Annotated in this window: 26 protein-coding genes; 10 read left to right on the top strand and 16 right to left on the bottom strand. The window is 69.4% G+C overall.

Translation table 11 applies throughout. The features are described from left to right. Both H5J31_RS18580 and H5J31_RS18575 read right to left on the bottom strand, forming a co-directional pair. A partial coding sequence (locus H5J31_RS18580; protein ID WP_181773850.1) for a hypothetical protein occupies positions 1 to 675 on the bottom strand: 675 nt, incomplete at its 3' end. 25 nt (positions 676 to 700) lie between these two features. Continuing rightward, positions 701 to 1480: a WXG100 family type VII secretion target gene (locus tag H5J31_RS18575; RefSeq protein ID WP_181773849.1), complete on the bottom strand. Its 780-nt coding sequence runs from the start codon at positions 1478 to 1480 to the stop codon at positions 701 to 703. Positions 1481 to 1635: 155 nt separating this feature from the next. On the opposite strand from H5J31_RS18575, the gene eccCa reads away from it, so the two are divergent. After that, positions 1636 to 5577, top strand: coding sequence for a type VII secretion protein EccCa (gene eccCa, locus H5J31_RS18570; protein ID WP_181773848.1), 3942 nt, complete (start codon positions 1636 to 1638; stop codon positions 5575 to 5577). A gap of 173 nt (positions 5578 to 5750) precedes the next feature. Here the strand turns inward: eccCa and cpt are convergent, their stop codons facing one another. Next, positions 5751 to 6272: a chloramphenicol phosphotransferase CPT gene (cpt, locus tag H5J31_RS18565; protein WP_328701541.1), complete on the bottom strand. Its 522-nt coding sequence runs from the start codon at positions 6270 to 6272 to the stop codon at positions 5751 to 5753. Positions 6273 to 6504: 232 nt separating this feature from the next. Between cpt and H5J31_RS18560 the strand changes: the two genes are divergently transcribed. Next, positions 6505 to 7203 (top strand): S1 family peptidase, encoded by a 699-nt coding sequence (locus tag H5J31_RS18560; RefSeq protein WP_181773859.1) that lies wholly within the window; start codon positions 6505 to 6507, stop codon positions 7201 to 7203. A gap of 56 nt (positions 7204 to 7259) precedes the next feature. Here the strand turns inward: H5J31_RS18560 and H5J31_RS18555 are convergent, their stop codons facing one another. Both H5J31_RS18555 and H5J31_RS18550 read right to left on the bottom strand, forming a co-directional pair. After that, a complete protein-coding gene (locus H5J31_RS18555) occupies positions 7260 to 8030 on the bottom strand; it encodes a hypothetical protein (RefSeq protein ID WP_328701540.1) in 771 nt (256 codons plus the stop codon). Positions 8031 to 8097: 67 nt separating this feature from the next. Then, the gene (locus H5J31_RS18550) at positions 8098 to 9051 is read right to left on the bottom strand and encodes a hypothetical protein (protein WP_181773857.1); all 954 of its coding nucleotides are present in this window, start codon (positions 9049 to 9051) and stop codon (positions 8098 to 8100) included. Positions 9052 to 9280: 229 nt separating this feature from the next. Here H5J31_RS18550 and H5J31_RS18545 point away from each other — a divergent pair, with 229 nt between their 5' ends. The 6 genes from H5J31_RS18545 (at position 9281) to H5J31_RS18520 (ending at position 13523) form a co-directional block, all read left to right on the top strand. Beyond that, a complete protein-coding gene (locus tag H5J31_RS18545; protein WP_073848466.1) occupies positions 9281 to 9622 on the top strand; it encodes a WXG100 family type VII secretion target in 342 nt (113 codons plus the stop codon). Between the two features lie 21 nt (positions 9623 to 9643). Beyond that, complete coding sequence (locus H5J31_RS18540) at positions 9644 to 9946, top strand: hypothetical protein (protein WP_005155348.1); 303 nt, start codon at positions 9644 to 9646, stop codon at positions 9944 to 9946. Between the two features lie 111 nt (positions 9947 to 10057). Then, entirely contained in the window at positions 10058 to 10459 is a 402-nt protein-coding gene (locus H5J31_RS18535) for a hypothetical protein (RefSeq protein ID WP_181773847.1), read from the top strand. Beyond that, positions 10456 to 11760, top strand: coding sequence for a WXG100 family type VII secretion target (locus tag H5J31_RS18530; protein ID WP_181773846.1), 1305 nt, complete (start codon positions 10456 to 10458; stop codon positions 11758 to 11760). Before H5J31_RS18535 ends, H5J31_RS18530 begins: the two co-directional genes overlap by 4 nt. Positions 11761 to 11788: 28 nt before the next feature. Next, entirely contained in the window at positions 11789 to 13135 is a 1347-nt protein-coding gene (locus tag H5J31_RS18525; protein ID WP_181773845.1) for an alpha/beta hydrolase, read from the top strand. Positions 13136 to 13145: 10 nt separating this feature from the next. Further along, positions 13146 to 13523 carry a hypothetical protein gene (locus H5J31_RS18520; RefSeq protein WP_181773844.1) on the top strand — a complete coding sequence of 126 codons (378 nt, stop codon included), beginning with the start codon at positions 13146 to 13148 and terminating at the stop codon, positions 13521 to 13523. A 256-nt stretch (positions 13524 to 13779) separates the two neighbouring features. On the opposite strand, the gene H5J31_RS18515 is transcribed toward H5J31_RS18520, so the two are convergent. From H5J31_RS18515 to nadA, 4 genes are read right to left on the bottom strand one after another with little or no spacing between them, the layout of a single operon-like run. Further along, a complete protein-coding gene (locus tag H5J31_RS18515; RefSeq protein WP_181773843.1) occupies positions 13780 to 14949 on the bottom strand; it encodes a S8 family serine peptidase in 1170 nt (389 codons plus the stop codon). A gap of 46 nt (positions 14950 to 14995) precedes the next feature. Then, a complete protein-coding gene (nadC, locus tag H5J31_RS18510) occupies positions 14996 to 15886 on the bottom strand; it encodes a carboxylating nicotinate-nucleotide diphosphorylase (RefSeq protein ID WP_181773842.1) in 891 nt (296 codons plus the stop codon). After that, the gene (locus H5J31_RS18505) at positions 15883 to 17538 is read right to left on the bottom strand and encodes an L-aspartate oxidase (RefSeq protein ID WP_181773841.1); all 1656 of its coding nucleotides are present in this window, start codon (positions 17536 to 17538) and stop codon (positions 15883 to 15885) included. The genes nadC and H5J31_RS18505 overlap by 4 nt, the downstream gene beginning before the upstream one ends. After that, the gene (nadA, locus tag H5J31_RS18500; RefSeq protein ID WP_181773840.1) at positions 17535 to 18545 is read right to left on the bottom strand and encodes a quinolinate synthase NadA; all 1011 of its coding nucleotides are present in this window, start codon (positions 18543 to 18545) and stop codon (positions 17535 to 17537) included. The genes H5J31_RS18505 and nadA overlap by 4 nt, the downstream gene beginning before the upstream one ends. 122 nt (positions 18546 to 18667) lie before the next feature. Between nadA and H5J31_RS18495 the strand changes: the two genes are divergently transcribed. Both H5J31_RS18495 and H5J31_RS18490 read left to right on the top strand, forming a co-directional pair. Continuing rightward, positions 18668 to 19303: an NUDIX hydrolase gene (locus H5J31_RS18495; RefSeq protein ID WP_181773839.1), complete on the top strand. Its 636-nt coding sequence runs from the start codon at positions 18668 to 18670 to the stop codon at positions 19301 to 19303. A gap of 40 nt (positions 19304 to 19343) precedes the next feature. Next, positions 19344 to 20060 carry an LON peptidase substrate-binding domain-containing protein gene (locus H5J31_RS18490; protein WP_181773838.1) on the top strand — a complete coding sequence of 239 codons (717 nt, stop codon included), beginning with the start codon at positions 19344 to 19346 and terminating at the stop codon, positions 20058 to 20060. On the opposite strand, the gene H5J31_RS18485 is transcribed toward H5J31_RS18490, so the two are convergent. The 7 genes from H5J31_RS18485 to H5J31_RS18455 form a co-directional block, all read right to left on the bottom strand. Beyond that, entirely contained in the window at positions 20035 to 20880 is an 846-nt protein-coding gene (locus H5J31_RS18485) for a dienelactone hydrolase family protein (RefSeq protein ID WP_328701538.1), read from the bottom strand. The genes H5J31_RS18490 and H5J31_RS18485 overlap by 26 nt on opposite strands. Beyond that, entirely contained in the window at positions 20814 to 21875 is a 1062-nt protein-coding gene (locus tag H5J31_RS18480; RefSeq protein ID WP_181773837.1) for a M48 family metallopeptidase, read from the bottom strand. The genes H5J31_RS18485 and H5J31_RS18480 overlap by 67 nt, the downstream gene beginning before the upstream one ends. 44 nt (positions 21876 to 21919) lie before the next feature. Further along, the gene (locus H5J31_RS18475; RefSeq protein WP_181773836.1) at positions 21920 to 22525 is read right to left on the bottom strand and encodes a DUF2567 domain-containing protein; all 606 of its coding nucleotides are present in this window, start codon (positions 22523 to 22525) and stop codon (positions 21920 to 21922) included. A 136-nt stretch (positions 22526 to 22661) separates the two neighbouring features. Further along, positions 22662 to 22865 (bottom strand): biotin synthase auxiliary protein BsaP, encoded by a 204-nt coding sequence (gene bsaP, locus H5J31_RS18470; protein ID WP_181773835.1) that lies wholly within the window; start codon positions 22863 to 22865, stop codon positions 22662 to 22664. After that, positions 22852 to 23868, bottom strand: a complete 1017-nt coding sequence (gene bioB, locus H5J31_RS18465) for a biotin synthase BioB (protein ID WP_181773834.1) — start codon at positions 23866 to 23868, stop codon at positions 22852 to 22854. The genes bsaP and bioB overlap by 14 nt, the downstream gene beginning before the upstream one ends. A gap of 84 nt (positions 23869 to 23952) precedes the next feature. Continuing rightward, a complete protein-coding gene (bioD, locus tag H5J31_RS18460; protein ID WP_207898244.1) occupies positions 23953 to 24669 on the bottom strand; it encodes a dethiobiotin synthase in 717 nt (238 codons plus the stop codon). Between the two features lie 80 nt (positions 24670 to 24749). Beyond that, complete coding sequence (locus H5J31_RS18455; RefSeq protein ID WP_181773832.1) at positions 24750 to 26945, bottom strand: SulP family inorganic anion transporter; 2196 nt, start codon at positions 26943 to 26945, stop codon at positions 24750 to 24752. Positions 26946 to 26982 lie beyond the last annotated feature (37 nt).

Here is a 26982-nt window from a genome sequence, read left to right as displayed (position 1 = left end):
GCCGCCGACAGCGGCCTGTCCCGCGCCGCTGGCGACCGAACCCGGCGCCTGCGGATTGGTGACCGGCGTACCGGAAACCGCCGCGTTGCCCGCCGAACCGTTGCCGGAATCGCCGTGCCCGAACAGTTTCTGGACCTCGCCGATGATGGTGGCGATCTGGGTGATCTGGTTGGCGAGGTCGACCACGCCGAGCGCCTTCAGCAGCGCGCCGATCGCGGTGATGAACGCGCGCAGCGAAGCGCTGGTGGCGGTGGAAAGCGCGACGGCGGCACCGTAGGTCCACGGATTCGACATCAGGCCCGCGACGGTCGGGTTCACCGCCGAGACCACCGCTTTGTAGGCCGTCTGCGCGGTTTTGATCAGCGTCCCGGCCATGCCGAGCAGTTCCGCGCCCTTCTGCACGACCTGGACGATCTTGGTCAGCGAGTTCAGGGAGTCGGTGATCTTCTTCATCGCGGAATCCGACGCGCCGCCGGACCAGATCTTCTTCAGCTGCTCGGCGGCCTTCGTCACCTCGTTGTACATGGTGAGGAACTCATTGGCCTTCTTGAGCACCTCGAGCACGTGCTTCGCGATCTGCTCCGGCTGCCCGGTGAGGATCTGCGGAAGGATGGTGATCGGCCCGCCCGAGGACGCCGTGGCGTCCATCGCACTGGAATTCGGGTAAGTCAGCATGGAACCTCGCTCCTCAGGCCGGAAGTCAGACGGACGCCGGTCGGTAGACGCTGACCTTGGCGAGGCCGTTGATGTCCGCGTCGATCAGTCCGTGGTTGTAGAGCTGCCCGCCTTCTCCGGCGATGGCGATGATCGGCTTGCTGTCGGAGAACAGGAGCGGTTCGACCACGACGACGTCGCCGCTGTGCACCCCGCCCGGCACGTCGCCGAAGTTGCGCGCGGTCCCGGCGTAGACCTCGATGACGCCGACCCGCGCCTGGTTGTCGGCGTCACCGGCCAGCCAGTCGTTGAAGTCGGAGACGCCGTGGAACCGCGCGTCGGTGATCGGGTGGTCGCCGAGCTGCCCCAGCCGCGCGTCCCCCAGGTAGCGCAGCACGTTCCCGACCGACGACGGCTCGCCGTTGCCGCCCGCGCTGTCGTTGATGGCCAGCGTCGCCAGCTCGGACGCGTGCGAGTTGCCCCAGATCGACGAAGACCCCGATCCCGCGCCGCCGCCGGGACGTCCGCCGTAACCGCCGGCGACCGCCTCGTCCGCGGCCTGGTAGGCGTCGGCACTGCTCTTGATGAAGCCGTTGATCTGCTGCAGCAGTTGCAGCAGGGTGCGGACCGCGACCACCTGCTGGCTCTGCATGGCGGTGTTCGCCGCCGCCACCGCGCTGCCGAAGGTGGCGAACGACATCGGCTGGAGGACGGTGCGTTCGAGGTCGGCGACGACGTTGATGCCCTGCATGATGATGCCGCCCAGGTTCCCGACCGCCGAGCGCATGGCCTCGGGCTCCGCCCGGTACTCGCCCGTGCCGACCATGGTTCTCCTTTTCTCGTTCCCCCACGTCTGCGCCTGTTCCAGCAGCGTAAGTTCGCCACCAGACACGAGCGGACGGCAAAAGTACCCACCGCAGGGGCGGCACGAGTGGCCAGAATGATCGGCAGGATTACCCACAAGCGGCCAGAAAGACCCTGATGAGCGCCACTCGCGACCGCCTGCCGGCCTTGGGCGAGCAGCCCGGTGAAATCGTCCTGCAGTCCCCGCCGATGCTGCCGAAGGGCTCCTCCGGCGGAGCCATGCAGCTGCTGATGTTCATGCCGATGATGCTGGGCATGGGCGCCATGTCGTTCGTCTACATCGGACGCGACGGCGGAGTGATGACGTACATCTTCGGTGCGTTGTTCCTCACCGCGATGGTGGGCATGGTCGTGATGTCGCTCGGCCGCGGCGGCGCGGCGAAGAAGGCGCAGATCAACGAGGAACGCCGGGACTACCAGCGGTATCTGACCGGTCTGCGCGGCCAGGTCCGCGACATCGCCGACAACCAGCGCGCGGCCATGGCGGCATTGCAGCCCGATCCGGCGGATCTGTGGGCATATGTCGAGTCGGGGAAGCTGTGGGACCGCCGTCGCTCGGACTCCCAGTTCGCGCAGGTCCGCGTCGGGACGGGGCCGCAGCGGCTCGCGACGCCGTTGAAGGCGCCGCAGACCGTGCCGCTGGAAGACCTCGACCCGGTGTGCTCGACGAACCTCAAGCACTTCATCCGGACCTACTCGACGGTCGACGGGCTTCCGGTCGCGGTCTCGTTGCGGTCGTTCGCGCAGGTCATGCTGTCCGGTCGGCGTCCGGACACGCTCGGGACGGCACGGGCGGTGCTGACCCAGCTCGCGACCTTCCACTCGCCCGCCGACCTGCGGATCGCGCTGTGTGTGAAGAGCGACCGGCTGCACGACTGGGAATGGGCGAAGTGGCTGCCGCATGTGGCGTCCACCGCCGCGGACGCCGCCGGCCCGCGTCGTCTCGTCGACGCCGACGCCGGGAAACTCGCCGACCTGCTCGGCCCGGACCTCGGCGACCGGCCCGCGTTCAGCAGGCGGCCGGATACCCGGCTGGAGCAGCCGCATATCGTCGTGATCGTGGACGGCGGGCACACGCTCACCGACACACGGCTGGTCGCGGAAGAGGGCAGGCTCGGCGTCACCGTCGTCGAAATCGGCACGGAACAGCCGCGCGCGGTGTCGTCCGAACGGCTGCTCAGCCTGCACATGAGCCCGGAACAGCTCGGGATGGTCGTCGGCGACGGGAGCGAGCAGCGGCTCGGTTTCCTCGGCACACCCGACACTCTGGACCGCGGGGCCGCCGAAGCGCTGTCCCGGATGCTGACGCCGCTGTACCAGGGATCGGCCGTGGTCAGCGAGTCGCCGATGTCCGCGACGTTCGGGCTGGCCGGGCTGCTCGGCATCGGCGACCCGCGCGACACCGACACCGAGGTCACCTGGGCACCGCGGTCCGCGCGCGACCGGCTCCGGATCCCGCTGGGCATCAACCCCGATGGCCGGGCCGTCGATCTCGACATCAAGGAATCGGCCGAAGGCGGGATGGGCCCGCACGGGCTGGTCATCGGCGCGACCGGATCCGGTAAGAGCGAGTTGCTGCGGACGCTGGTCACCGCGCTCGCCGTCACGCACTCCTCGGAGAAGCTCAACCTCGCGCTGATCGACTTCAAGGGCGGCGCGACCTTCGCCGGGATGACCGGACTGCCGCATACCTGCGCCGTCATCACGAACCTGTCCGACGACCTCGCGCTGGTCGACCGCATGGCGGACGCGCTGAACGGCGAACTGTTGCGGCGTCAGGAGCTTCTGCACGCGGCCGGGAACTACGCGTCGGTGCGGGACTACGAAAAGGCCAGGGAATCGGGCGTCAACCTGCGGCCGATGCCGTCGCTGCTGGTGATCATCGACGAATTCAGCGAGCTGCTGTCGTCACGGCCGGAGTTCATCGACCTGTTCGTCGCGATCGGGCGGCTGGGCCGGAGTCTCGGTATCCACCTGCTGCTGGCGTCGCAGCGGCTGGAGGAGGGACGACTGCGCGGGCTGGACTCGCATCTGTCGTACCGGATCGGCCTGCGGACGTTCTCCGCCTCCGAAAGCCGCGCCGTCCTCGGCGTCGCGGACGCGTATCAGCTGCCGCCCGTACCGGGTTCGGCGTACCTGAAGTCCGACAACGACACGCTGATCCGGCTCAAGGCGGCGTACGTCTCGGGTGAGCTGCCGCCGCGCAGCAAGATCGTGCGCAAGGACGGCCGGAGTCTCGGGCTGATGCCGTTCACGCTGGCGCCGGTGGAGATCCCGGTGACCGTCGAGGCGGAGGAACCGGTCGCGAAGGGCACCGGCGAGACGATCATCGGCGCGATGCTCTCGCGGCTCGAAGGCAAAGGCCCGGAGGCGCATCAGATCTGGCTGCCGCCGCTGGCCGAGCCGCCCACGCTGGACCAGCTGCTGCCGCCGCTCGGCGAGGACCCCGAACGCGGTCTGTGTCCGCTGGGCTGGGGCGGCAACGGCAAGCTGATGATCCCGGTCGCCTTGGTGGACAAGCCCTTCGAGCAGCGACGCGACATGCTGTGGGCCGATTTCTCCGGTGCCGCCGGCCACGCGCTGATCGTCGGGGCGCCGCAGAGCGGCAAGAGCACGCTGATGCGCGACATCGCCGCGATGCTCGCGCTCACGCATACGCCGGAAGAGGTCCAGCTGTTCGTCCTGGACATGGGCGGTGGCGCGCTGGCGCCGGTCGCCGGGCTGCCCCACGTCTCCGGCTACGCCACGCGACGCGACGCCCAGCGCTGCCGCCGCGTGGTCGCGGAACTGACGACCCTGCTCGAACAGCGCGAGGAGTTCTTCTCCGCCAACGGGATCGAGTCGATCACCACGTTCCGCCAACGGCGTTCGGAATTCCGCGAGAGCACGGAAGGCCGCGAATTCGGCGACGTCTTCCTGTTCGTGGACAACTGGACCACGATCCGGCAGGAATACGAACAGCTGGAGGAACAGATCACCAGCCTGGCGTCACGCGGGCTCGGGTTCGGGATCCACGTCGTCGTCTCGATCAACCAGTGGATGGGGATGCGGGCACCGCTGCGCGACGCCATCGGCACCAAATTCGAACTGCGTCTCGGCGAGCCGGCGGACTCGCTGATCGACCGCAAGATCGCCCAGAACGTCCCGGCCGACAAACCGGGCCGCGGCCTGACGGCGGACAAGCTGCACTTCCTCGCGGCGCTCCCCCGTATCGACTCCGACCAGCGACCGGAGACGGTGGGCGCCGGTGGCCTGGATCTGAACCGCCGGATTTCCGCCGCATGGAACGGAAAGCCGGCACCCGCCGTACGCCTGCTCCCGTCCGAGGTACCGCTGGACTCGCTGGAAGCCGGGCCTCGCAAGCAGATCACCCTCGGCATCGCGGAATCGAACCTACGGCCGGTGCACCTCGATTTCGCCACCGAACCGCATTTCGTGGCTTTCGGCGACGTCGAATCCGGCAAGAGTTCGCTGCTGCGCGCCATCGCCCAAGGCATCGTTTCGAAGTACTCGCCGACCGAAGCCGCGATCATCGTCGCCGACTACCGGCGCGGAATGCTGGGCGCGGTGCCGGAATCGCATCTGCTCGGCTACGCGGGCTCCGAAACCGCGCTGACCGGACTGATCGAGCAATGCCAGCAGGCCATGCGGAACCGGCTGCCCGGCGCGGACGTCACGCCCGAGCAGTTGCGGAACCGATCCTGGTGGCGAGGTCCGGAACTGTTCGTCCTCGTCGACGACTACGAAATGGTCGCGACGGTGGGCCGGAACCCGCTGCTTCCGCTGCTGGAGTTCCTGCCTCAGGCCCGGGACATCGGCCTCCACCTCGTCGTCGCCCGAGGGAGCGGTGGCGCCGGACGCTCGCTGTTCGAGCCCGTGCTGCAACGGATTCGCGAGCTCGGATCGCCCGGTCTCGTGATGTCCGGGTCACGCGAAGAAGGCGCGCTGCTCGGCGACGTGAAGCCGGGTCCGCAGCCCGCCGGGCGAGGTGTGCTGGTTTCGCGACGGCATGGGACGGGGCTGGTCCAGGTGGCTTGGACGAAGCCCGTGGAGGACTGAAGTTCTGGGCGTGAGTGACGATTCTGGTTCTAGTGAGCCTTAAGGCAAAGGGGGCGTGGTCGGTGCCGACCGCCGCGTCCGGTCGCGGTGGCGGGTGTTGCGAAAGCCACTTTCGCAACGTTGAAGGTTGCGAAAGTGGCTTTCGCAACACCAGAGGGCGGGTGCCGTTCAGCTCAGCCCACCCGCGCGGCGATCTCCTTCGCGCAGGCCAACGCCTCATGACTCGTCGTATCCACCTCGAAGTCGTAAACCACACCCCGGTGCACGACTTCGGCCTGCGCCTCGGCCATCCCCGACACCCGGTCCCCACGCGCCGTCTCCCGCCCGGCCGCGACGGCGCCGTCGCACCGGACCCCGACCCACAGCACGTCGAGCCCGCCCAACGCCGAACGCCACCGCTCCTGGGAAGCCGCCCCGCCCAAGAACGCGTCATCGATGATCACCCGTGCCCCCGCCCGCACCATCGCGGCGACACCGGCCATCCACGCGTCCTCGATCCGCTGGAACCCGGATCCGACGTCCACTCCGCCGTCCGGTGCGAAGGTGATCCCCTCGTCGACAGCGGCGGGCATCGCCGAGATCAGCGTGTCCACCCCGAGCGTCAGCCAAGGCTCCGGCAGCACCGCCTGCAGACACCGGGCGATCCCCGACTTGCCCGAACTGGAGCCACCGTTCAGCACGATCACCTGAGTCACCGGATCACGCTAGAACGTTCCGACGATGGCGGCAAACCGGATACAACGGATGTCCACACCCGACCGTCCCAACCGGACAAACGGACGACCTGACCCGATCGGCCCACTACTTTCCTCGCAACGCTTACCGACTTCGGTAGGTTACAAAAACCCTTACCGCCACCTAACTTGGTGAAACCGTTTCAAGTCGAAACGTTCTCCCCGACGCAGGCCGAAGGGCGTATTCATGCGTATGTCCAAAATTGCCGCAACGGTGGCCGGTGCCGCCGCGGCGCTCACCCTCGTAGCCACCCCCGCCGCGAACGCGGGCCAGGACATCATCGGCGGCGGCACCGTGAGCTCCGCGCCCTGGGGCGCCCAGATCTACTGGGACGACGCCACCGCGTTCGGTGGTTTCAACTGCTCAGGCACGATCATCGCCCCGCAGTGGGTCCTCACCGCGAAGCACTGCTTGAACGCACCCGGCATGCACGTCAAGGTCGGCAACGTGAACCTCAACCAGGGCACCGAGGCCGACGTCGATCAGCAGAAGGCCGCCCCGAGCGGGGACATCGCGCTGCTGCACCTCACGACCGCGGTCAGCACGACGTACATGAAGCTCGGCACCGCCAACCCGGCCAACGGCACCACCAACCAGATCTACGGCTGGGGCCGCACTCAGGGCAACAACCCGCCGTCGAGCGTTCTGAAGACCGCGAACGTCCGCATCACCGGCACCAGCAGTGACGCGTACGGCGGCCAGGCCATCGCGAGTGTCGGCGTCAACGGTTCGGCGTGGCACGGCGACTCGGGCGGCCCGCAGCTGTCCGGCGGTGTCCAGGTCGGCGTCTGCTCGACGGGCAGCAACTCCGGCACGAACCCGCAGGGCACCCAGAACTACGCCAGCGTCGCGGCCAGCCGCAGCTGGATCCGCACCACCGCGGGCGTCTGAGAACACCGGGAAAGGGCCGTTCGGAAACGAACGGCCCTTTCCCGGTGTTCGAAAACTCAGGCGCACTTCGACTTCGGGGCGATCATCGACACCGAACCGACCTTGTCGCCGTTCACGGTGAACTCGTAGACCCAGTCCGGTTTGCCGTCGACGGGAACCTGGAACCGGCCGTTGTCGCCGACCTTCATCCCCTTGGCGTCGTAGGCCGCCTTGAGGTCGGCCAGCGACGAGCCGGCACCGATCCTCTCGGCCGTCTTGGCGTCCGAGGGAGCCGCGAGTTCGCGTAGCCCGTCCTTGCCGAAGGAGGCACCCCCGGCGGCGACGAACGCCTTGTCCCGCTCTTCGCGTTTGCCCGCCAGATCGGCGGACGCCTGGGCGGCGTCGGCGAACAGCTGGGCGTCCTTGGCGGACTTCTCCGCCGATTTGGCGCTCTCTTCCGCCGACGAGCCCGGATCCGGCTTCGGATCGGCCTCGAGCTCGTCGGCCTTCTTGTTCAGGTCCTTGGCCTTGGCCTCGACGTCGGCCTCCGCCTTCAGCCGCGCCGGATCGGGTGCCGGGCCGCCGGTATAGGAGAAATCGGTACAACCGTCCAAAGTGGACGTCGGCGCGGTGGCGAGCTCGCCGCCGGCCAGTGCGGCCTCCTTGGCCATACCCAAGGTCAGTCCGCGGTACCCCGCCGGGCCGAACGCCTCGGGCGCCGCCGGAGCCCCCGCGTCGGGAGTGGATCCCGACGAACAGGCCGCTCCGCCGATCAGCACTGCCGCGGCGGTGAGCACGGCGCCCGCGCGTCTGCCTGAAATCCGCCCGAAAGTACGTGTTCTGTGCACGCTTACCCCCTTCATCGGACCGAAGCTATCCGATCCCGAAAGAAGCCCCGAGCGGATTTCGTGAAGATCACGTCAGCTGGTGCATCGGCCTCGGGACCCGCAGCGAGAGCACCGAACCGGCGGCCACGACGGCGATGATCCCGGCACCCGTCAGCAGCGTCCAGAAGTCCGGGTGCACGATGGACTGCCCTCGCTGCGCCTGCCACGTGAGCAGCGCCAGCACCCCGGCGAAGCCCACCGCGGTGGTCCGGACCAGATTTCGCCGCACGAACTCCGACTCCAGGACCGGGTAGCGCCGGGCGAGCATCAGCAGTCCGAACGCGACCAGGGGCAGTACCTGGATCGCGTGGATCCCGACGAAATGCGGGATCCGCATGTCCCCGCCCACCGTGCTCCAGCCGAGCACCGGCAGCCCCGGCCCACCGTCGGGCACACCGACGGCGTGGGCACCGACGATCGACGGCTTCACGCCGGACTGGAACTGGGCCAGCTGCTGCTCGTTCGGGCCGAACATCAGCATCGCGACGCCGATCCCCACCACCGACAACGCGGCACCCGAACGTAACGCGGAGTTCATCGCCCGGTCGGGAAGTCGTTGGAACAGAAGCAGGATCGCGATCGCGGCGGTCGCTCCCCAGCCGGTGAAGGCACCGTTCGCCACCATGTTGTTGATCCACTGGTCGGCCGGGGTCTCCCGGTTGAAGTGGAGCGTCCGGCCGCGGCCGATGATCTGCCAGAACAGCAGCGCCATGTCCAGGCCGAGGCCGACCGCGAACACCGTCCCGAGCCACCAGCCGAGCCGTCGGCCGCGGGTCAGCTGACCGATCAGCCACGCCAGAGTGACCGCGTAGAGGCCCACGGAAATCGTGAACTTGAGCGGCTTGAGCCAGATGGGCGCGTTGACGAGGCTGCGATCGTCGAAAACGAGCCCGCCGAGCGAGATCGCCCCGAGAACCGCCATCGCCACCGCCAAGATCATCAGCGGCCGATGCGGTACTGCCCTGGAACCCTTGTCCACCATGGGATCCAGCGTGCCGAGGTGCTCCACTGCGGACACTGGAGTACTCCCCCGGATCGAGGGTGGGGAAGGCCCTACCGCCGACCTGTGGGTAATAGTGCCGTCAGTGAAACCGGCAGTTGTGCCGTTTGACCACACCCCGGCCTTTTCTAGCGTGTCCTTCACAAGAGCAGACAGGGGCGCCCTGGTGCTCACCGGGATTTCCAGCGAGATGAGAGGAGGTGGCCCATCAATGACCGGTACGGGATATCAGGCAGACGCAGCTGCGATGGCGCGCGCCGTCCAGGGGTTCGAGGAAACCGCGTCGAACGCCAAGACCACGATGGCCAGCTTGGAGAGCGAGCTGACCCAGACCCTGCACAACTACAAGGGTGACCAGGCGGTCGCGTTCTGGGACCTGCAGCGCCGCCTGCAGGAGAAGATGACCATCGCCGTGAACGAGCTCAACACGATGTCGCGCCTCGTCCACGAGAGCAACCGGAACTACAACTCGGGTGACGAGCAGGTCCGGGAAAGCCTCACCGGGGTCAGCGGAACCGTCGACCAGACCGTGATCCACCGGCTGAACCCCTGATCCGCGAGAGGACCACCAATCATGGCTGACGTCGTCGAAATCAACTTCGCCGCGCTGCAGCACAGCTCGGCCTCGCTGGCCGCCAAGGCCAAGGCGCTCACCTCCCAGCTCGAACAGCTGCACACCAACCTGCAGCCGATCACCCAGACCTGGTACGCCTCCGGCAGCTCCGCCGGTGAGGCGGCCCGCGCGTCTGAAACCCGCCTGCGCCAGGCCACCGCGGACATCGTGGCGATCATCGCGCAGTTCGGTGGCAAGGTCGGCGACGCCCACGATCTCCAGCACAGCCTGGAGAACCGCAATCAGGGCCTGTTCGCCGGCTGATCCCCATCCGTCGGCCGGCCGGTGCTTTCACCCCCCTCGGCACCGGCCGGCCGGCTTTGCGCGCAATCGTCGGAGTGTTGGCAATGGCCGTTCACGAGAGAGCCGGGATCGATGCAAGACCAGTCGTACTTCGTCCATCTTGAATCCCTGAAGGACTTCGTGCGGGAGCTGGAGACCCAGATCCACGCGATGTCCAAGCCGAACGACTTCCTGCTGACCCTGAGCGAACAGCCGTTGCTGTTCGGCGAGTTCGGGGAAGCGGGTTCCCTCAACAAGGCGCACCAGGCGGCCGTCGCCGAGATGCAGGGCCTGCTGGACCAGGTCAAGGGCGCGATCACCTTCGCGCAGGACGTCACCACGACCGTCGCCGACGGTTACGCGGCGGCCGACGACTCCGTGGCCGGCGACATGAACCACTCCAGTCAGCAGACCGGGCTGCTCGATCCGCTGCTCAACGTGCTCGGCGGAGTCCTCGGCGGCAACGGCTCGAACGGCGGGGGGAACAAGGGATGACCGACACCGCGCACACGAACTTCGCCGCCTACTCGCACCAGCAGCTCTACGCGATGCTGCAGGCGGGCGATCCCAACACGGCGCGCCACGCGGCCCACAAGTGGCAGTCCACCGGCTCCGGGCTGTTCGAACAGGCCGAGAACCTGACGGGCGAGCTTTCGGACTTCTCCGACAGCTGGACCGGCGGCGCCGCCGACAAGTACCACACGATGATCACCGACCTCGTCGGCGGCATCCGCAAGGTCGCCCAGACCGCGCACGCGATGAACCACCTCCTCGAGGACGCGGCGGACGCGCTGGTGAAGGCCAAGAAGGAGATGCCGCCGCCGGTCGCGGTGCCGGATCTTTCCCCGGCCGACGTCGCGCTCGCGGTGAACCCGCCGCTGCTGCCCGCGGATTCGTCCCAGGCCACGCTCGTCGCGGCCGCGCAGCAGCGTCAGCAGGCGATCGCGAACGTCGAAGCGCAGCAGCAGGCCGCGGGTGCGGCCAGCGCGGCGCACAGCAAGGCGATCGTGGTGATGACCCAGCTCGCGGGCGAGTACTCCACGGCCGAAGAGTCCATTCCGGCCTCCCCGAACGCGGTCGCCCCGCCTCCGGTCACCGGTGGTGGCACGGCTCCCGGCGGCGGCTCGGTCGGCAACAACATCGGCGGCGGCACGGACGGCGTCGTGGTGAATCCGGGCGACGGCACGCATCCGCTGCCCACGGACGGCTCCACCCCGCCCGCCGGACAGCCGGGCCAGGTGCCCAAATCGAACCCGCTGTTCGGCGACATGTTCACCGCCGGTCTCGCCGCCGCTTCGGCCGCGGCGTTCGGCCGGTTCGGTTCGATCATGCCGCGCGTGCCCGGCTGGGCCAACGGCAAGAACCCCAATGAGGGCAAGGACAAGAACGGCGAGGTCGTCGGTGGTGGCGCCGGAGCGGGCGCGACCGCGGGCGGTGCCGGCGGCGGCGTCCCGATCGGCGGGGGCGGCGCGCCTTCGCTCGACGGCGGCGCGATCGGCGGCGGCGGGCTCGCCGGACCCGGTGAGGCTCCGGCCGCGTTCTCCGGGCTGGCGGGTGACGGTGGATCGGGCAGCGCGATGAGCGGGCTCGCCGGCGGAGCCGCCGGTGCCGCGGGCGCGGCGGCCGCCAAGGGCGCGATGCCGATGATGCCCATGATGCCGATGGGGATGGGCGCGGGCGGCGACATGGGCTCCGGCCGTCGTATCCCGCCGTGGCTCGTGGAGACCGAGAACGTGTGGGGCCAGTCGTCCCCCGTCGCTCCGGCCGTGCTCGGCGAAGAACCCGAACAGTACTGATTCCCGGAAAGCAGGAGGCGGCTCGGTGATGGCATCCAGTGCGGGCGGTTACCGGGTCGCTCCCGCGAGGCTCGAAGCGGCGGCGGCCGAATTGGAACAGCGCGCCGGCGTACTCAAGACGGCACAGACGGCGTTGGCAGGCGAGACCGTCCCCGCCGCCGCGTTCGGCCAGGTTTCGGCCTCCAGCGCGGCTTCGGCGACCTTCACGAAGACGGTCAAGGACCTCGCCGGCAAACTCGACGGCCAGGTCACCAAGGCGACGGTGATCCACCAGGGCCTGGCCTCGGCTGCGGGCGGCTATCGCCGCGCGGACGTCCAGATCGCCGCCTCGTATCGGGCGCTGATGCCGGAGACCCCGTTGCCCAAGGCCGGGAATCCGGCGGGTATCGGCGGCGCGGCCGACACCGGCCAGTGGGCGACGGCGATCGCCGAGAACCGCACCAAGGTCTCCGACGCGCTGACGTCGGAACGCGACAGGCTCGCGAACCTCCTGGCGAACGGAGGGAAAGCCGAGGACATCGCGAACGCGCGCACCCGGATCGCGCTGTACGAGGACATCCTCGCCAACGACCGGCAGATCCTGCGCTTCGACCCGTCAGGCAACGGCCGGATCGCCGAACTCGTCGGCCGGATCGAACCGGGCACCCGCAACGTCGGCCTGTTCGTCCCCGGGGTGAACACCTCCTTCGGCAACTTCCAGAGCTACGCCGACCTCGGCAAGAGCCTGGTCGCCGCGGACGCCACCGGGCGGACCGCGATGGTGGTGTGGGCCGACGGCGTCTTCCCCCAGAACGTCGTCACCGAAGGCCCCGCCGCGCACTACGCGCAGACGATGGCGCCCGATCTCAAGGCGTTCGGCGACGAACTGCGCGGCCAGATCGACAGCCACGCCGGACCGGGTGTCGTGGTCACCGCCGTCGGGCACAGCTACGGCGGCGCGACCGTGGGACTCGCCGAACAGCTCGGGCTCAAGGCCGATCAGGTGCTGCACGTCGAATCCGCGGGTATGGGCCACGGGATCTGGGGCCCGGACGACCTCCCCGCCAGCCAGGCCGGGGTGCAGCGATACTCGATGACGGCCCCGTTCGACCCGATCGTGGTGGCACAGGGCAACGCGGGACCGTTCGAATGGCTCGGCGCCGGGCACGGAGCGGACCCCGACCGCTTCCCCGGCGTCGTCGAACTGGAAACCGGTCGCGACGCGAACGGCGATCTGCAGTGGGGCTTCGATTCCCACAGCGGAGTTCTCAAACCGGGTTCCGATTCGTGGAACAACATCTACGGTGTGATCACGGGCGGTCCGGTCACACAGGAAGGCTTCACCGGCGGCTCGCTGCGCGAGATGGTCATCGAAGGCGTCGGCCGAGGCTTGTGAGAGGTTGGTCATGATCACCAGGAACACCGAACTCGACCCGCTGGCCGAAGACCTGACGGCGGTCATCGACGGTGTCGCCGGCACCTTCGGCACCAGCGCGGAACGCACCGTGGAAGGCGAACTGGACTGCGATCCGACGCAGCCGGGGCGCCTGATCTGCTGGCAGTACGGACTCCGGGTGGACGACGCGTCCGACGCGATCCGCAAACTCGTCGACGACATCCTGCCCATGCTGGAAGCCCAGGGCTGGCGCACCCGCGACCGCAGCAACCCGCGCGAGCTGATCGCGCAGTTCAGCCGCGAAGGCGCCGACTTCAACGTGCATGTCTCCCGCGCCGGCGACGGCGTGGCCATCGTGGGCTCGACAGCCTGCGTATCCGTCCCCTAGGAACCCCGGGGGTCGCAAAAGACCTCGTGAGCGGCAGTGGTGTCCCCCAGTACTCCGCTGCCGCTCACGAGGCGCGTCGTGAGCGGCGTTCGGGTTATCGAGGGGTAAGGCAGACGGTCGCGGGATCGTGGTCGATCCCGCGCAGGCGTTCCGTGGTGGTGAAGGCCTCCTTGCCTACCCTGACGGTCGCGAACAAGGCCTTCACCACATCCTGAGGTGATCGTTGATGACAGTGGGGCGACTGTGACATCGCCGCTTACGAGGCGCGGAACCGAGAAGGCCGCCACCCGCGGCGTTTGCCCCGCCGGACCGCGGCCACCACCACGCCCGCCGCGACGGCGACAGCGACGCCGACGATGGCGAGGACCCCGGAAACCTTGTCCGCGTTCCCGCGGGCGGGAGCGGCGGCAGGGATGACGACGGTGCCCGGGCCGACGCTCGCCGGTCCTCCCGGACCCGGTGTCCCGGCCGGGATGGCGGCGGAAACGGCGGCGTAGGCGTCGATCGCGCCCCAGCCGCGGCGCGGGTCGTGCCCGCCGCTCGGACCGCGATGCGCGGTCAAGGTCAGTCTGGCGACGATCTGCTCCGGCGACAGTTCCGGGTGATAGGCGCGCACGAGGGCCGCGACACCGGCGACGTGGGCGGCGGCCAGGCTCGGATCGCTCACCGGCCACCGGTGCGCCACGGTGCCGCCCGCTCCCGCCGAGGTGCTGACCAGTTCGGCGCCGGGCGCGGAAATCCCCACGTACGAACCGGATTCCGTCTGCACCGCCTCGCCGGCCTGATTGGTCGAACCCACCGCGAGCACGCCAGGGGTCGCGGTCGGATAGGACGTCTGGCCTTGCTGCGTCCCGGCGGCCGGAGAAACGATCAGCGCGCCCTTCTCCCTGGCGCGCGACACGGCACCGGAAAGCGCGGGGCTGTCGGAAGCGGCGGGGACGGCGATCAGGATGATCCCGGCGTCGCGATTCAGCGCGGTCTCGATGGCGGACGCGAGCTGTCCGGGGTCGCCGCCACCGTTCACCTGGGTGTAGCGGATCGGCAGGAGTTTCACCCCGGGCGCGATACCGGCGAACGTGGTGGACGGATCCGGTTGCGCGCCGACGATCCCGGCGGCGATCGTGCCCCGGCCGTCGCAGTCCTCGTTCACGGTGCCCTGGCCGCCGACGAGCTGGCCGGGCGCGAACTGGCCGTTGCCGCCGTCCACGCCGGTGCCGATCACCGCGACCAGCTGGCCGGTGCCACGCGAAAGCGGCCAGATCCGCGCGGGATCGATCAGCCGCTGGCCCCACGGGACGGCGGCGGTGTAGGTCCCCGTCGGATTCGCGCATTGCTCGGCGATCGCCGTCGCCGGGACCGGAGCGCCCAGGAGTGCCACGAGAGCGGCGCCTCCCGCGACGGCACTTTTACCGGCAAAGCCCACCATTCCTCCAGAATTCCCTTGTCACACAAGGAAATTCTAGTGCCGAAGGTCAGCGCAGGTCCATCCCGAGGTCGAGTGCGGGTGAGGAATGGGTGAGCGCGCCGACGGCGAGGAAGTCCACTCCGGACGCCGCGTACGCCCGCGCGACATCCAGCCGCAACCCGCCCGAGGATTCCAGGCGCGTCTTCGGCGAGACCTCGTCACGCCGGTCGACGGCCTTGGCGCATTCCTCCGGCGTGAAGTTGTCGAGCAGCACCTCGTCGGCACCGGCGGCGAGTGCCTCGTCCAGCTGGGCCAGATCGTCGACCTCGACCTCGCAGTGCAGTTCGGGCGCGTGCTCGCGGGCCGCGGCGAGCGCCGCTGTCACGGAACCGGCGGCGACCACGTGGTTGTCCTTGATCAGCACCGCGTCGCCGAGACCGAGCCGGTGGTTCACCCCGCCGCCCGCGCGGACGGCGTACTTCTCCAGCAACCTCAGGCCGGGCAGGGTCTTGCGGGAATCCCGGACCCGACAGCCGGTTCCGTCCACTTCGGACACCCAGGCGGCGGTCGCGGTGGCGATGCCGGACAGGTGGCACAACAGGTTCAGCGCGGTCCGTTCGGCGGTGAGCAGCCCGCGCACCGGGCCGCGCACGACCAGCGCGGGCTCCCCGGCGATCAGCCGGTCGCCGTCGTCACGGGCGGCGAGGATCTCCAGATCCTTGCCGAGGACCAGGTCGAACACCGCCAGCGCCACCGGGATCCCGGCGACCACCCCCGCCACCCGGGGCGTGAGTTCGGCCAGCGCGTTCGCGGATTCGGGCACGGTGGCGTTCGTCGTCGCGTCGGGCCCGTACCGCAGGTCTTCGGCCAGCGCGGTCGTGACGACGCGGTGCACATCGGGGACGTCGAGGCCGTGATCGGCCAGCGCCTTGGCGACCCAGGGGGAGAATTCGCTCATGCCACACCCTCCAAAGCGATCGGATCGGCCAGCACCGGCTGCCCCGACGGGCTGAGCCGGATGAGCTGACCTCGTTGCCAGGTGATGTCGTCTCGTGCGGGGAAATCGGTCCGGACGTGGCAGCCTCGCGACTCCGTCCGTCGCGCGGCCGCGGCGACCAAGGCTTCCGCCACCACCGTGAGCGCCGCGTCCTCGACGATCCGAGGCGTCCACAAAGGACTCTCGATCACCGAAAGGTCGAGTACCGAACCGACCACGGAAAGCCCTTCGGCGTCCCGGCCGATCGCGGCGTAACGGCTCATCGCCCGCTGCAGCGCGTCGCGGTCGGCCACCGCGACCGTCGCCGGCGGCGTGAGCACACCGCGGCGCGGGTCGGCCAGCAGTCCTGCGGCGAGGTCGGCGGCGACCGCCTCGGCCACCCGCTGCCCGACGACCAGACCTTCGAGCAAACTGTTGGAAGCCAAGCGATTCGCGCCGTGCAGGCCGGTCCGCGCGACCTCACCGGCCGCGTAGAGCCCGCGCACGCCGGCGCGTCCGTCCACAGTGGTCACCACGCCGCCGCAGGCGAAATGCGCCGCGGGCGTGACCGGGATCGGATCCCGCGCGGGGTCCAGTCCGATCGCCGCGCAGGCCGCGTACACGGTCGGGAATCGCTTCGCGAAACCCGCGATTCCGGTGGCGTCGAGGAAAACGTGATCATCGACGCCACCGGGAGCCTGCGTCATCCGGCGCGTGATCGCGGCCGATACGACGTCCCGGGGCGCGAGGTCGCCGAGCGGGTGCACGCCGCGCATGACCGACGCGCCCGTCGCGTCGTGCAGGGTCGCGCCCTCGCCCCGGACCGCCTCGGTGACCAGCGGGCACCGGCCACGCGCGCCCGGGGTGAACAGGACCGTCGGGTGGAACTGGACGAATTCGACGTCCGCGACCTGCGCGCCCGCACGCAACGCGAGCGCGAGCCCGTCGCCCGTGGCGATCTCCGGATTCGACGTCGCCTGGTAGAGCTGCCCCAGTCCGCCGCTGGCCAGCAGCACGGCGGGCGCCCGGACGACGCCGGGAACGCCGTTGCGGTCCAAGACGGTCAGCCCGACGACCTCGCCGGCGGGTGTACGGATCGCGTCGACGGCGATGTGGTGCTCCAGCACCGGGATCCGCCGGTCACCGGCCTTCGCGACCAGCGTCCGCTCGACCTCCGCCCCGGTCGCGTCGCCACCGGCGTGGATGACGCGGAACGCGCTGTGCCCGCCTTCCCGCGTGCGAGCCAGTTCGGCACGACCTTCGACGGCCGGGTCGAAGCGGGCCCCCTCGGCGCGCAACCTGGCCACCGCGGCCGGGCCGCCGTCGATGATCGACCGGACGGCGTCCTCGTCGCAGAGCCCGGCTCCCGCCGTCAAAGTGTCCGCTGCGTGCTCGCCGACCGAATCACCCTGTTCGTGCTCGCCCTCCAGTACGACGGCGATCCCGCCCTGCGCCCAGCGGGTGTTCCCGTCGGACACCGCCGCCTTCGTGACCACGAGGACGTGCAACCCGAGCTCCCGCGCGCGCAACGCGGCGGTGAGGCCGGCCACTCCGCTGCCGATCACCACGAGATCGGCAGCGGCCTCCCACACCGGACGGGTTTTCGCCTCAAGAGCGGTAACCGGGTCGGTCATTCTCCGCCGCCAGGCTGCCCGATCTCGATCATCCGCTGCACCGAGGCGCGGGCACGGGCGGCGGTCTCGACGTCGACGTGGACCTCGTCGGCACCCTCACGCAGCGACCGCAGCAGGGCGGCCGGCGTGATCATCTTCATGTACCGGCAGGAGGCCCGGTCGTTCACCGCGCGGAAGTCGATCTCGGGCGCGGCCTTGCGCAACTGGTGGATCATCCCGATCTCGGTGGCGACCAGGACCGACTTCGCCTTCGTGTCGCGGGCGGCGTGGACCATGTCGCCGGTCGAGAGGATCTTGACCCGCTCGGGGGCGACGGCACCCTCTCCGGCGAGGTACAGCGCCGAGGTCGCACAGCCGCATTCGGGGTGGATGAACAGGTCGGCGTCGGGGTTCTCCGAGGCCCGCTCGGCCAGCTCGGCGCCGTTGATCCCGGCGTGCACGTGGCACTCCCCGGCCCAGATGTGCATGTTCTCCCGGCCGGTCACCCGCTTGACGTGCGCGCCGAGGAACTGGTCCGGCAGGAAGAGAACCTCCTGGTCGGCGGGGATGGAGGCGACCACGTCGACGGCGTTCGACGACGTGCAGCAGATGTCGGTCTCCGCCTTGACCTCGGCCGTGGTGTTCACATAGGACACGACGACCGCGCCGGGGTGCTCGGCCTTCCAGGCGCGCAGCTGGGCGCCGGTGATCGAGTCCGCGAGCGAGCAGCCCGCTCGCGCGTCCGGGATCAGGACCGTCTTCTCGGGCGCCAGGATCTTCGCCGTCTCGGCCATGAAGTGCACGCCGCAGAAGACGATGGTGGACGCTTCACTGCTCGCCGCGATCCGGCTGAGCGCGAGGGAATCGCCGGTGAAGTCGGCGATGTCCTGGATCTCGGGGACCTGGTAGTTGTGCGCGAGCAGGACGGCGTCGCGCTTGCGAGCGAGGCTCCGCACCTCCTCCGCCCAAGCCGCGTCGGCGACGACGCCACCGTAGGGAGTCAGGTCGTTCTGCAGGGTGCTCGTCATCGTTCTGGCCCTCCGGACCGATTTGTCCATTGTCGGTTTTCGCCTTACAATCGAAAACCGTGCGAAGTCATCTTAACACCCAGACCCCCCTCGCCCACGAGGTTTTGGGAGCGGTCCTGCAAGTGCGCTCGGACACACTCCGGGTCCTCCTCTGGCGGCGCGCGCTCGATCCCCATCTGGGCCGCTGGTCCCTTCCCGGCGGCAGGCTGAGGCCGGATGAGGACGTCGAGGCGTCCATCCGGCGGCAGCTCGCTGAGAAGGTCGACGTACGCCAGTTGAAGCATGTGGAGCAGTTGGCGGTGTTCAGCGCGCCGGCCAGGGTTCCGGGCCCGCGCGTCGTGGCGACGGCGTTCCTCGGCCTCGTACCGTCCGATGTGGACCCCGAAGTCCCGGAAGACACCGAGTGGCACGACGTTTCCGCGCTGCCGCGGACGGCGTTCGACCACGAGGCCATCGTGCTGCGCGCGCGGGACCGGCTCCGGTCGAAGCTCTGCTACTCGAATCTCGGGTTCGCCCTTGCCCCGGAAGAGTTCACCGTTTCGGCGTTACGGGGTCTGTATTCGGCTGCGCTGGGTTACCGGGTGTCGGCGACGAACCTGCAACGCGTGCTGTCCCGGCGAGGGCTGCTCGTCCCCACCGGGCACACCGCCCCGCCCGGTCGCAGCGGCGGTCGTCCGGCGGCACTGTTCTCCTTCGCGGGCAAGGGGATGCAGATCACCGACCCGTTCGCGGTATTCCGGCCACCTGCCGGAAAGTGACCGTCCTGCGAAGTCCACGCGGCCCCCGTACCTTGAACGGGTGACCGAGCCGAGCGAAGAGTCCACCGGGAAGGCGATCTTGCCGCTGTTCCCGCTACAGACCGTGCTTCTGCCCGGAACACACCTTCCTCTGCACATCTTCGAACCGCGGTACCGGCAGCTGATGACCGACCTCGTCGGCGACGTCATCCCGGACCGCGAATTCGGGGTCATCGCCCTGCGTACCGCGATGATCAGGGAGGTGAGCGGACCCGAGCACGTCCACGAGGTCGGCTGCAGCACGGTGCTGCGCGAGGCGAAACGACTGCCGGACGGCAGATTCGACGTCGTCACCACCGCGCGGCGCCGGTTCCGGCTGCTCGAACTCGACCGGGTTTCCGCGCCGTACCTCATCGGTTCGGTGGAATGGGTGCCCGACGACCGGGTCACGTCGGTACCCGGCGACACCGTGACCAAGCTCGCCGACGTGGCCAAAACCGCGCACCGGCGCTACTGCGAGTCCGCCTGGCACGCCGACGACTGGACCTCCCCGCCCGACGACGGCGACATCAACGCGCTCGCCTACCGGCTGACCTCGGACTGCCTGCTGCCCTTGGAAGACCGGCAGCACCTGCTCGAAGAGCGGAACCCGCTACGCCGGTTGCGGATCGCGTGCCGCCTGCTGACGCGGGAAGCCGGATTCCTCACCACTCTCGGCGCGGTGCCGATGCCGCCGGGGGAACTCGGCGAGTTCAGCCGCCCGTCGAACCTGAACTGAGCGTGCGCGCGAGGAGCGGTAGCAGCCGATCCCAGTGGAGCTGCGACGAAGCGGGGTCGAAGGCGGCGGTGTCCGACATGGTGAAGCCGTGGACGGATCCGGGGTAGACCTCGCAGCCGTCGCCGGTACCGGCGGCGGACAACGCCTGGTCGAGTTCGCCGATGGCCTCGGGCGTGAAGTCGCCCTCGGCCAGGCCGAGGTGGACTTGAGCGGTGATCCCGGGAACGAGCTTGTGCGGGCTGTCGGGCGCGTCGGTGACCAGGGCGCCGGGATGGAATCCCGCGACGGCCGCCACCTGTTCCGGGTGGGCGGCCGCTGTTCGCACCGCGAGGACGGCACCCATGCAATAGCCGGTCACCGCGACGGGTCCGGCGCCGACCTCGGGCCGGGCGGTGAGGAACTCGAGGTAGGCGCCGGCGTCACGGAGGGCGTTTTCGGTGGTGTGCGCTTCGAGCAGCGGCATCACCTTCGCGAAGAGCGCCGGCCTTTCGTCGTTCCCGATGAACTCGGGAAGTTCGACCACCGGCGCCGGGCCGTGCCGGTAGTAGACGTTCGGGACGAGCACGTAGTACCCGTGTCCGGCCAGCTCACGAGCCATCTCTCGCAGCACGGGCCGCAGGCCGATGGCGTCCATGTACATCAGCACCCCGGGGCGCCGCTCGCCGTCGTCGGGGAAGGCGGCGAAGGCGTCCGCCTCGCCGTCCGGGGTGGGGATCAGCAGCGTCCTGGTGGAGATGGCGATGATCGTCGTCCTTACTTTCCGGACTCCGGGGCTTCCTCGGAGCCGTTGCCGTCGTTTCCGCCGCCGAACTTGCTCCACACCTTGCCCGCCGCCCCGGACACCGCCTCGCCGACGTCGCTGAACACCTTCGTCAGCGGATCGGCCGAGGTGTTCCAGGAATCCTTGTAGGACTTCGCGGCCGACTTCAGGTCGTCGGTCCAGGTGGAGGACGGCGTGTCGGCGTCACGCCGCGGGTACTCACCGGCCAGGATCGCCCGGTACTCCTCCGACGCCGCCCATTTCTGCAGCTGCGCGGCACGCACGACGGCCAGCGGATGCGACATCGTCTCGACGTAGCGCAGCTTCAGGTAGCTGTCGCGGATGTCGTCGACCGACTCGTACTCCGACGCCTGCTGCAGGAAAGCCGGGATGTCGATCTTCGACGGGTCGATGCCGCCCGCGACCAGGATCTGCGACCGAAGCGCGGCCGTCGGATCCTGCGAGCACAGCAACCCGGCGCGATCGCAGGACAGTTCGGCCTTGCGGTACCACTCGCGCAGCGCGGCGATGACGACGCGGATGCCGATCGCGCTCACCGGCGTCCACGACATCGACATCTGCAGGTTGATCAGCCGCAGCAGGATCGTGCGGTACACCGCGTGCCCGGACAGCACATGGCCCATCTCGTGCCCGATCACGAACCGCAGCGACGCCAGGTCCATCGCCTCGACGGCCGCGGTGTTGAGCACGATGAACGGCTCGTCCATCCCGATCGTCTGCGCGTTGACCTCGGGGCTGCGGGCGACGAACAGGTTCGGTACGCGTTCGAGGTCGAGCGTCTCGGCGCACTCGTTGCGGATCTTGTCCAGTTCCGGGTACTGCTTCGGGCCCACCCGGATCCCGGACGCGAGCGCCATCAGCCGCTCGCCGCGTTCGGCGTAGAAACCGGAAACCGCCTTCACGACCTGCGCGAACCCGGGAACGGCGCGCAGCGTGGCCAGCGCGCCGCGGTCGACGGGATGCTCGTAGGCCCGCGGGCTGATGCCCGGGAAGCGAACGGCGTTGTGCCGGGAAACCTCGATGTCGTCAGTCAAGAAAGCCCCCTAGAGAAGTCCCGGCCCACCCTAGAGGAAAACGCTCAGCCGAGTCGGCGACCCAGATCTTCCCGGCCGTTCCACGCGGTCAGCAGCGTGTAGGCCAGCGTGGTCATCAGTGGGGCCGCGAGCATGATCCAGGTCGACTCGATCTGCGGCGCCTTCGCGATGACGTCACCGACCACGGGTGCGGCGGCGATCTCGTAGCGGCCGTTGGCGAACGCGACGCCCATCGTCGTCCCGAGCCAGCCCGCCAAGGCGGCACCGCCGGTCGCGGCGACCAGTACGACCGGACCGCGGCGTTCCCGCAGCAGCCAGGTCACGATGCCGATCAGCAGTCCGGCGCCGAGCGCGAGGAAACCGTAGATGGCGAGGTCGTCGAAGCGGTGCCAGCTCTCCAGTTCCAGCGGTGCGAGACGGCCGTCGGCGTTGATGACCCGCATCCGCTGCGGCGGCGCGAGCCGCGCCCACAGCCACGCCAGCGGGAAACCGAGCAGCCCGGCCGTGGAAAGCACGCTGATCGCGGGCAGCAGATCGGCCTTGACGACGACCTTGGGGTGCGGACGCCGCGGCTTCGGCAGCATCGGCACCGACCAGGGATCGGGCACGGTGGAAGACAGGTGTGCCGGCTTTCCCGACGTCTCGCCCAACCCGGACTCCTCCCTCACGCTGCTTGTGCAGAGCGTAACCAATGGCGGCCCCAGCGCACACGCCCACCGCGTTTAGTCCTCTAGATGCGATACATGCACACGCAAGGACCGCATTCAGAGGACTGAACGCGAAAGGTCAGCCGGTCAGTTCGCCGTGACGGCTGCAGCGCGCGGTCCAGCCCACCGGGGTGATCTGGACGACCATCCGCCGCGCGCAGAAGGTGCAGTAGCGCGGCGGTTCGAGGGCCGTTCTCGGGTTGTGGCAAGCGGGATGTTCCACGCCACCGTCGGACGGCTGTCCACAGTGGACACAGAAGACCGGTTGGTCAGAGGACGTCACTGATCGCCTTCACCGGCATCTTCAGTTCGTCGAGCATCTGCAGGTCCGCGCTGGCCGGGCGGCCGAGGTTGGTCAGGTAGTTGCCGACGATGATCGCGTTGATGCCGCCGAGCATGCCCTGTTTGGTGCCGAGGTCCCCGAAGGTCAGCTCGCGGCCGCCGGAGAACCGGATCAGCGGACGCGGCATGGCGAGGCGGAACGCGGCCACGGTGCGCAGCGCGTCCTTGCCCTCGACGACGTCGTAACCCTCGTACGGCGTACCCGGCTGCGGGATGAGGAAGTTCATCGTGCACTCGTCGGGGTTCAGCTCGGCCAGCTGCGCGGCGAACTCGGCGCGCTGCTCGACGCTCTCCCCCATCCCGATGATGCCGCCGCAGCAGACCTCCATGCCCGCCTCGCGGATCATGCGGAGGGTCTCCCAGCGCTCTTCCCACGTATGCGTGGTGACGACGTTCGCGAAGTGCGAACGCGCGGTCTCCAGGTTGTGGTTGTAGCGGTGCACGCCCATCTCGACGAGCTCGTCGACCTGCTCCTGGGTGAGCATGCCGAGTGAGCAGGCGATCTGGATGTCGTTGCCGTCCTCACGGATGGCCTTGATGCCCTCGCGGACCTGCGAGAGCAGCCGCTTGTCCGGACCGCGGACGGCGGCGACGATGCAGAACTCGGTCGCGCCGGTCTCGGCGGTCTGGCGGGCGGCCTTGACCAGGCCGGGGATGTCGAGCCACGCCGAACGCACCGGCGTCGGGAACCGGCCGGACTGCGAGCAGAAGTGGCAGTCCTCGGGGCAGCCGCCGGTCTTGAGGCTGATGATGCCCTCGACCTCGACCTCGGGACCGCACCAGCGCATCCGGACGTCGTGGGCCAGCGCCAGCAGGTCGGTCAGGTGCTCGTCGCCGAGCCGCAGGACCTCGAGGATCTGCTCTTCGCTGAGCCCGACACCACGCTCGAGGACCTGTTCACGCGCCACGGCGAGGATGTCGACGGTCTCCGGGGCTGAGGTCACGAGGCGGCTCCTGTTCGGGGTGGGGCATCTGAGCGAAGGCACATCATCGTGCACGACCGGGCGGCTCGGCCACAGCGACGCAGATCACTTCTGGGCCGACGTGCTGCCCGCGAAGCATTCGGGATCGAACACGCCGCCGAACCACGGCGAGAGTCCGGCCCTGGCCTGCTCGGCGAACTCCTCCCGCCCGGACTCACCCATCCCGGCGGGCAGCGCGCCCAGCAGGGGCGCGCCGGCCGCGACGGACAGGTCCTGCAGATTCGACACCGCCGCCAGGTCCGGTTCTTCGGGCCACGAGCCGATGATCACGCCGGCCACGGTGAGCCCGCGTTTGGTCGCGACCTCGGCGGTCAGCGCGGTCGCGTTGAGCGTGCCCAGCCCGGCCTCGGCCACGATGATGACCAGCGCGCCGAGGGACCACGCGACGTCGGCCAGCGTGGCACCGTCGGCGTCGAACCGGACCAGCAGACCGCCCGCGCCCTCGATGAGCGTGAGGTCGTGTTCACCGTCGAGGTCGCTCGCGGCGGCCGCGATCTCGCTCGGGGTGAGGGTCGGCAGCCCGGACATCCGCGAGGCGGCTTCCGGCGACAGTGGATCCGGATATCGCCGCAGCTCACGAGTGGTGACCGGACCCGCGAGACGGAGGACGTCCGCGAGATCACCCGGCTCGTCCGGCCCGACCCCGGTCTGTGCCGGTTTCAGCACGGCGACACGCTGGCCTTGACCGGCGGCCAGTGCGGCGATGGCGGCGGTGGAGATCGTCTTGCCGACACCTGTACCGGTGCCGGTCATGACCAGCATGCTCACGTACACAGAATCTAGTCTGCGGGGCGAAGCCCCACCGTTGAGGGGGTGACGGGGCGGGGTCCGGGCTTGGTGGCCTACGTGGCCGGACTGAAGGGGACCACTCCGACGGGTGTGAAAGACGGGCTCTCGTCATCCGACAGATAGACCTGGGCCGCCCCGACGTCGAAGTACATACCGGTCAGGTGCAGTTCGCCGCGCGCCTCGGCTTCGGCGATCAGCGGGTAGTGGCGCAGGTGGTCGAGCTGCTGCAGCACGTTCTGCAGTGCCAGCCGGTTGACCTCGGAGTCCGGCCGCTCGCCGTCGAGGGTCACCGAGGCCTTCCGCTTGGCGCTCGGCTCGGCGTGGTGCAGCCAGGACGCCAGCATCGGCGCGCCGTCGGGGGCACCGGTCGAAAGCGCCTGCATCGCGCCGCAGCCGGAGTGCCCGCAGACGACGATCTCGCGCACCTTGAGCACGCCGACGGCGAACTCGACGGTGGCGCCCATCGACGGGTCGGCCCGCCGGGCGGGCACCAGGTTCCCGATGTTGCGGACGGTGAACAGGTCGCCGGGACCGCTGGTGGTGATCATGTTCGGCACGATCCGCGCGTCGCCGCAGGTGATGAACAGGGTGTGCGGCGACTGGCCGCCCGCCAGCTTGCTGAGCGCGGGCTGCATCAACGCGGCGGTGCGCCGCTGGAACTCGGCCGCGCCGCGCCGGGTCGGCCCCCCGCGCTGTCCGGGCACCTCGACGTCCTTCGCCTGCCAGTCCGACCACGGCGCGAGGAACCGCGGCACCGAACGCACGGCGTCCGTGCGGGTCAGTGTGGGATCACCGGATTTGCCGTTGGCGAACCACGGATGCCCGACCTCGTCGACGCGGACCTCGCCGCCGGTGCGCTCGTGTCCCTGCTGCCAGTTCGAGAGGCTTTCGAAGGCGGCGTGGTCGAGGTAGTCGACGACGAGCTCCAGGGTCACCTTCGCGCCGTCAGGCACCGTCGCGAGCACGCGGCTGAGCCTCGGCACCGAGAGGAACGTCAGGACGCCTTCGACGACGACGCGCCATTCGTCGCCATCGCGTTCGGCGTGGATGCCGGACCACACCGTGCGCCGCAGCATCAGCAGCACCGACAGCGCGATACCGAGCAGGACCCCGGTGAGCAGGTCGAAGACGACGACACCGGCGAGCGTGATCAGGTACAGCCCCAGGTCGCCGTGTTTGAGGACCTGCTTCATGTGGCCGGGATTCACCAGCTTCGCGCCGACGTGGACGAGCAGGCCGGCGAGCGCGGCGAGCGGGATGTTCTGGATCATTCCGGCGAACGCGGCGACGAAGACCAGGATCCAGACACCGTGCAGGATCGCGGACGCCCTGGTGCGGGCGCCACTGGCGACGTTGGTCGAGCTGCGGACGATCACACCGGTGACCGGGAGGCCGCCGAGCGCGCCGGAGGTCATGTTCGCGGCGCCCTGGCCGATGAGCTCGCGGTCGAGGTTCGACCGCGGGCCGGTGTGCATCTTGTCGACCGCGACGGCCGAAAGCAGGCTTTCGACGCTGGCGATCAACGCGATGGTGATGACCGCGACGATGAACGCGCCCCAGCCGGTGCTCGGGAATTCGGGCGCGAAACGGATGGTGAGCAGGTCGCCGGGCAGTTCGACGCGGGGCAGGGTCATACCGGTGGCGACGGACAGCACCGTCACCAGCGCGATGGCCGCCAGCGGCCCGGGCACCCTGCGGACCGACTTCGGCAGCCGCGGCCACAGCAGCAGGATGCCGATGGTGAGCACGCCGATCAGCGCGGCGGTGTCGTGGTGGCCGACGATCTGCGCGGGCAGTTCGGCGATGTTCTTGAGCGCGGAGCTCTGCGCCGATCCGCCGAGGACGACGTGCAGCTGCCCCAGGACGATGGTGACGCCGATGCCGGCGAGCATGCCGTGGACGATGGCGGGCGAGATCGCCAGCGCCGCGCGGGCGATACGGCTCAGCCCGAGCAGGATCTGCAGCGCGCCCGCGGCGACGGTGATCGCGCAGGTCGTCTTCCAGCCGAAGGTCGCGATCGTTTCGGCCATGATCACCGTCAGGCCGGCGGCCGGGCCGCTGACCTGAAGCGGGGAGCCACCGAGCGCGCCGGCGACCACACCTCCCACGACGGCCGCGATCAGCCCCGCGACGATCGGGGCTCCTGACGCGAGCGCGATCCCGAGTGACAACGGGACGGCGACGAGGAACACCACCAAGGATGCGGGCAGGTCGTGACGGAGCACGGCGAGTCGTGGTTGGGGGTTCATGATCACCAGGAAACTGGTGATTTGTCCGCTATGCACC

It is taken from the genome of Amycolatopsis pittospori, assembly GCF_013870525.1.
GTDB lineage: Bacteria > Actinomycetota > Actinomycetes > Mycobacteriales > Pseudonocardiaceae > Amycolatopsis > Amycolatopsis pittospori.
Note: the sequence above shows the minus strand (reverse complement) of the source record. Positions and strands in the feature narration are given on the sequence as shown.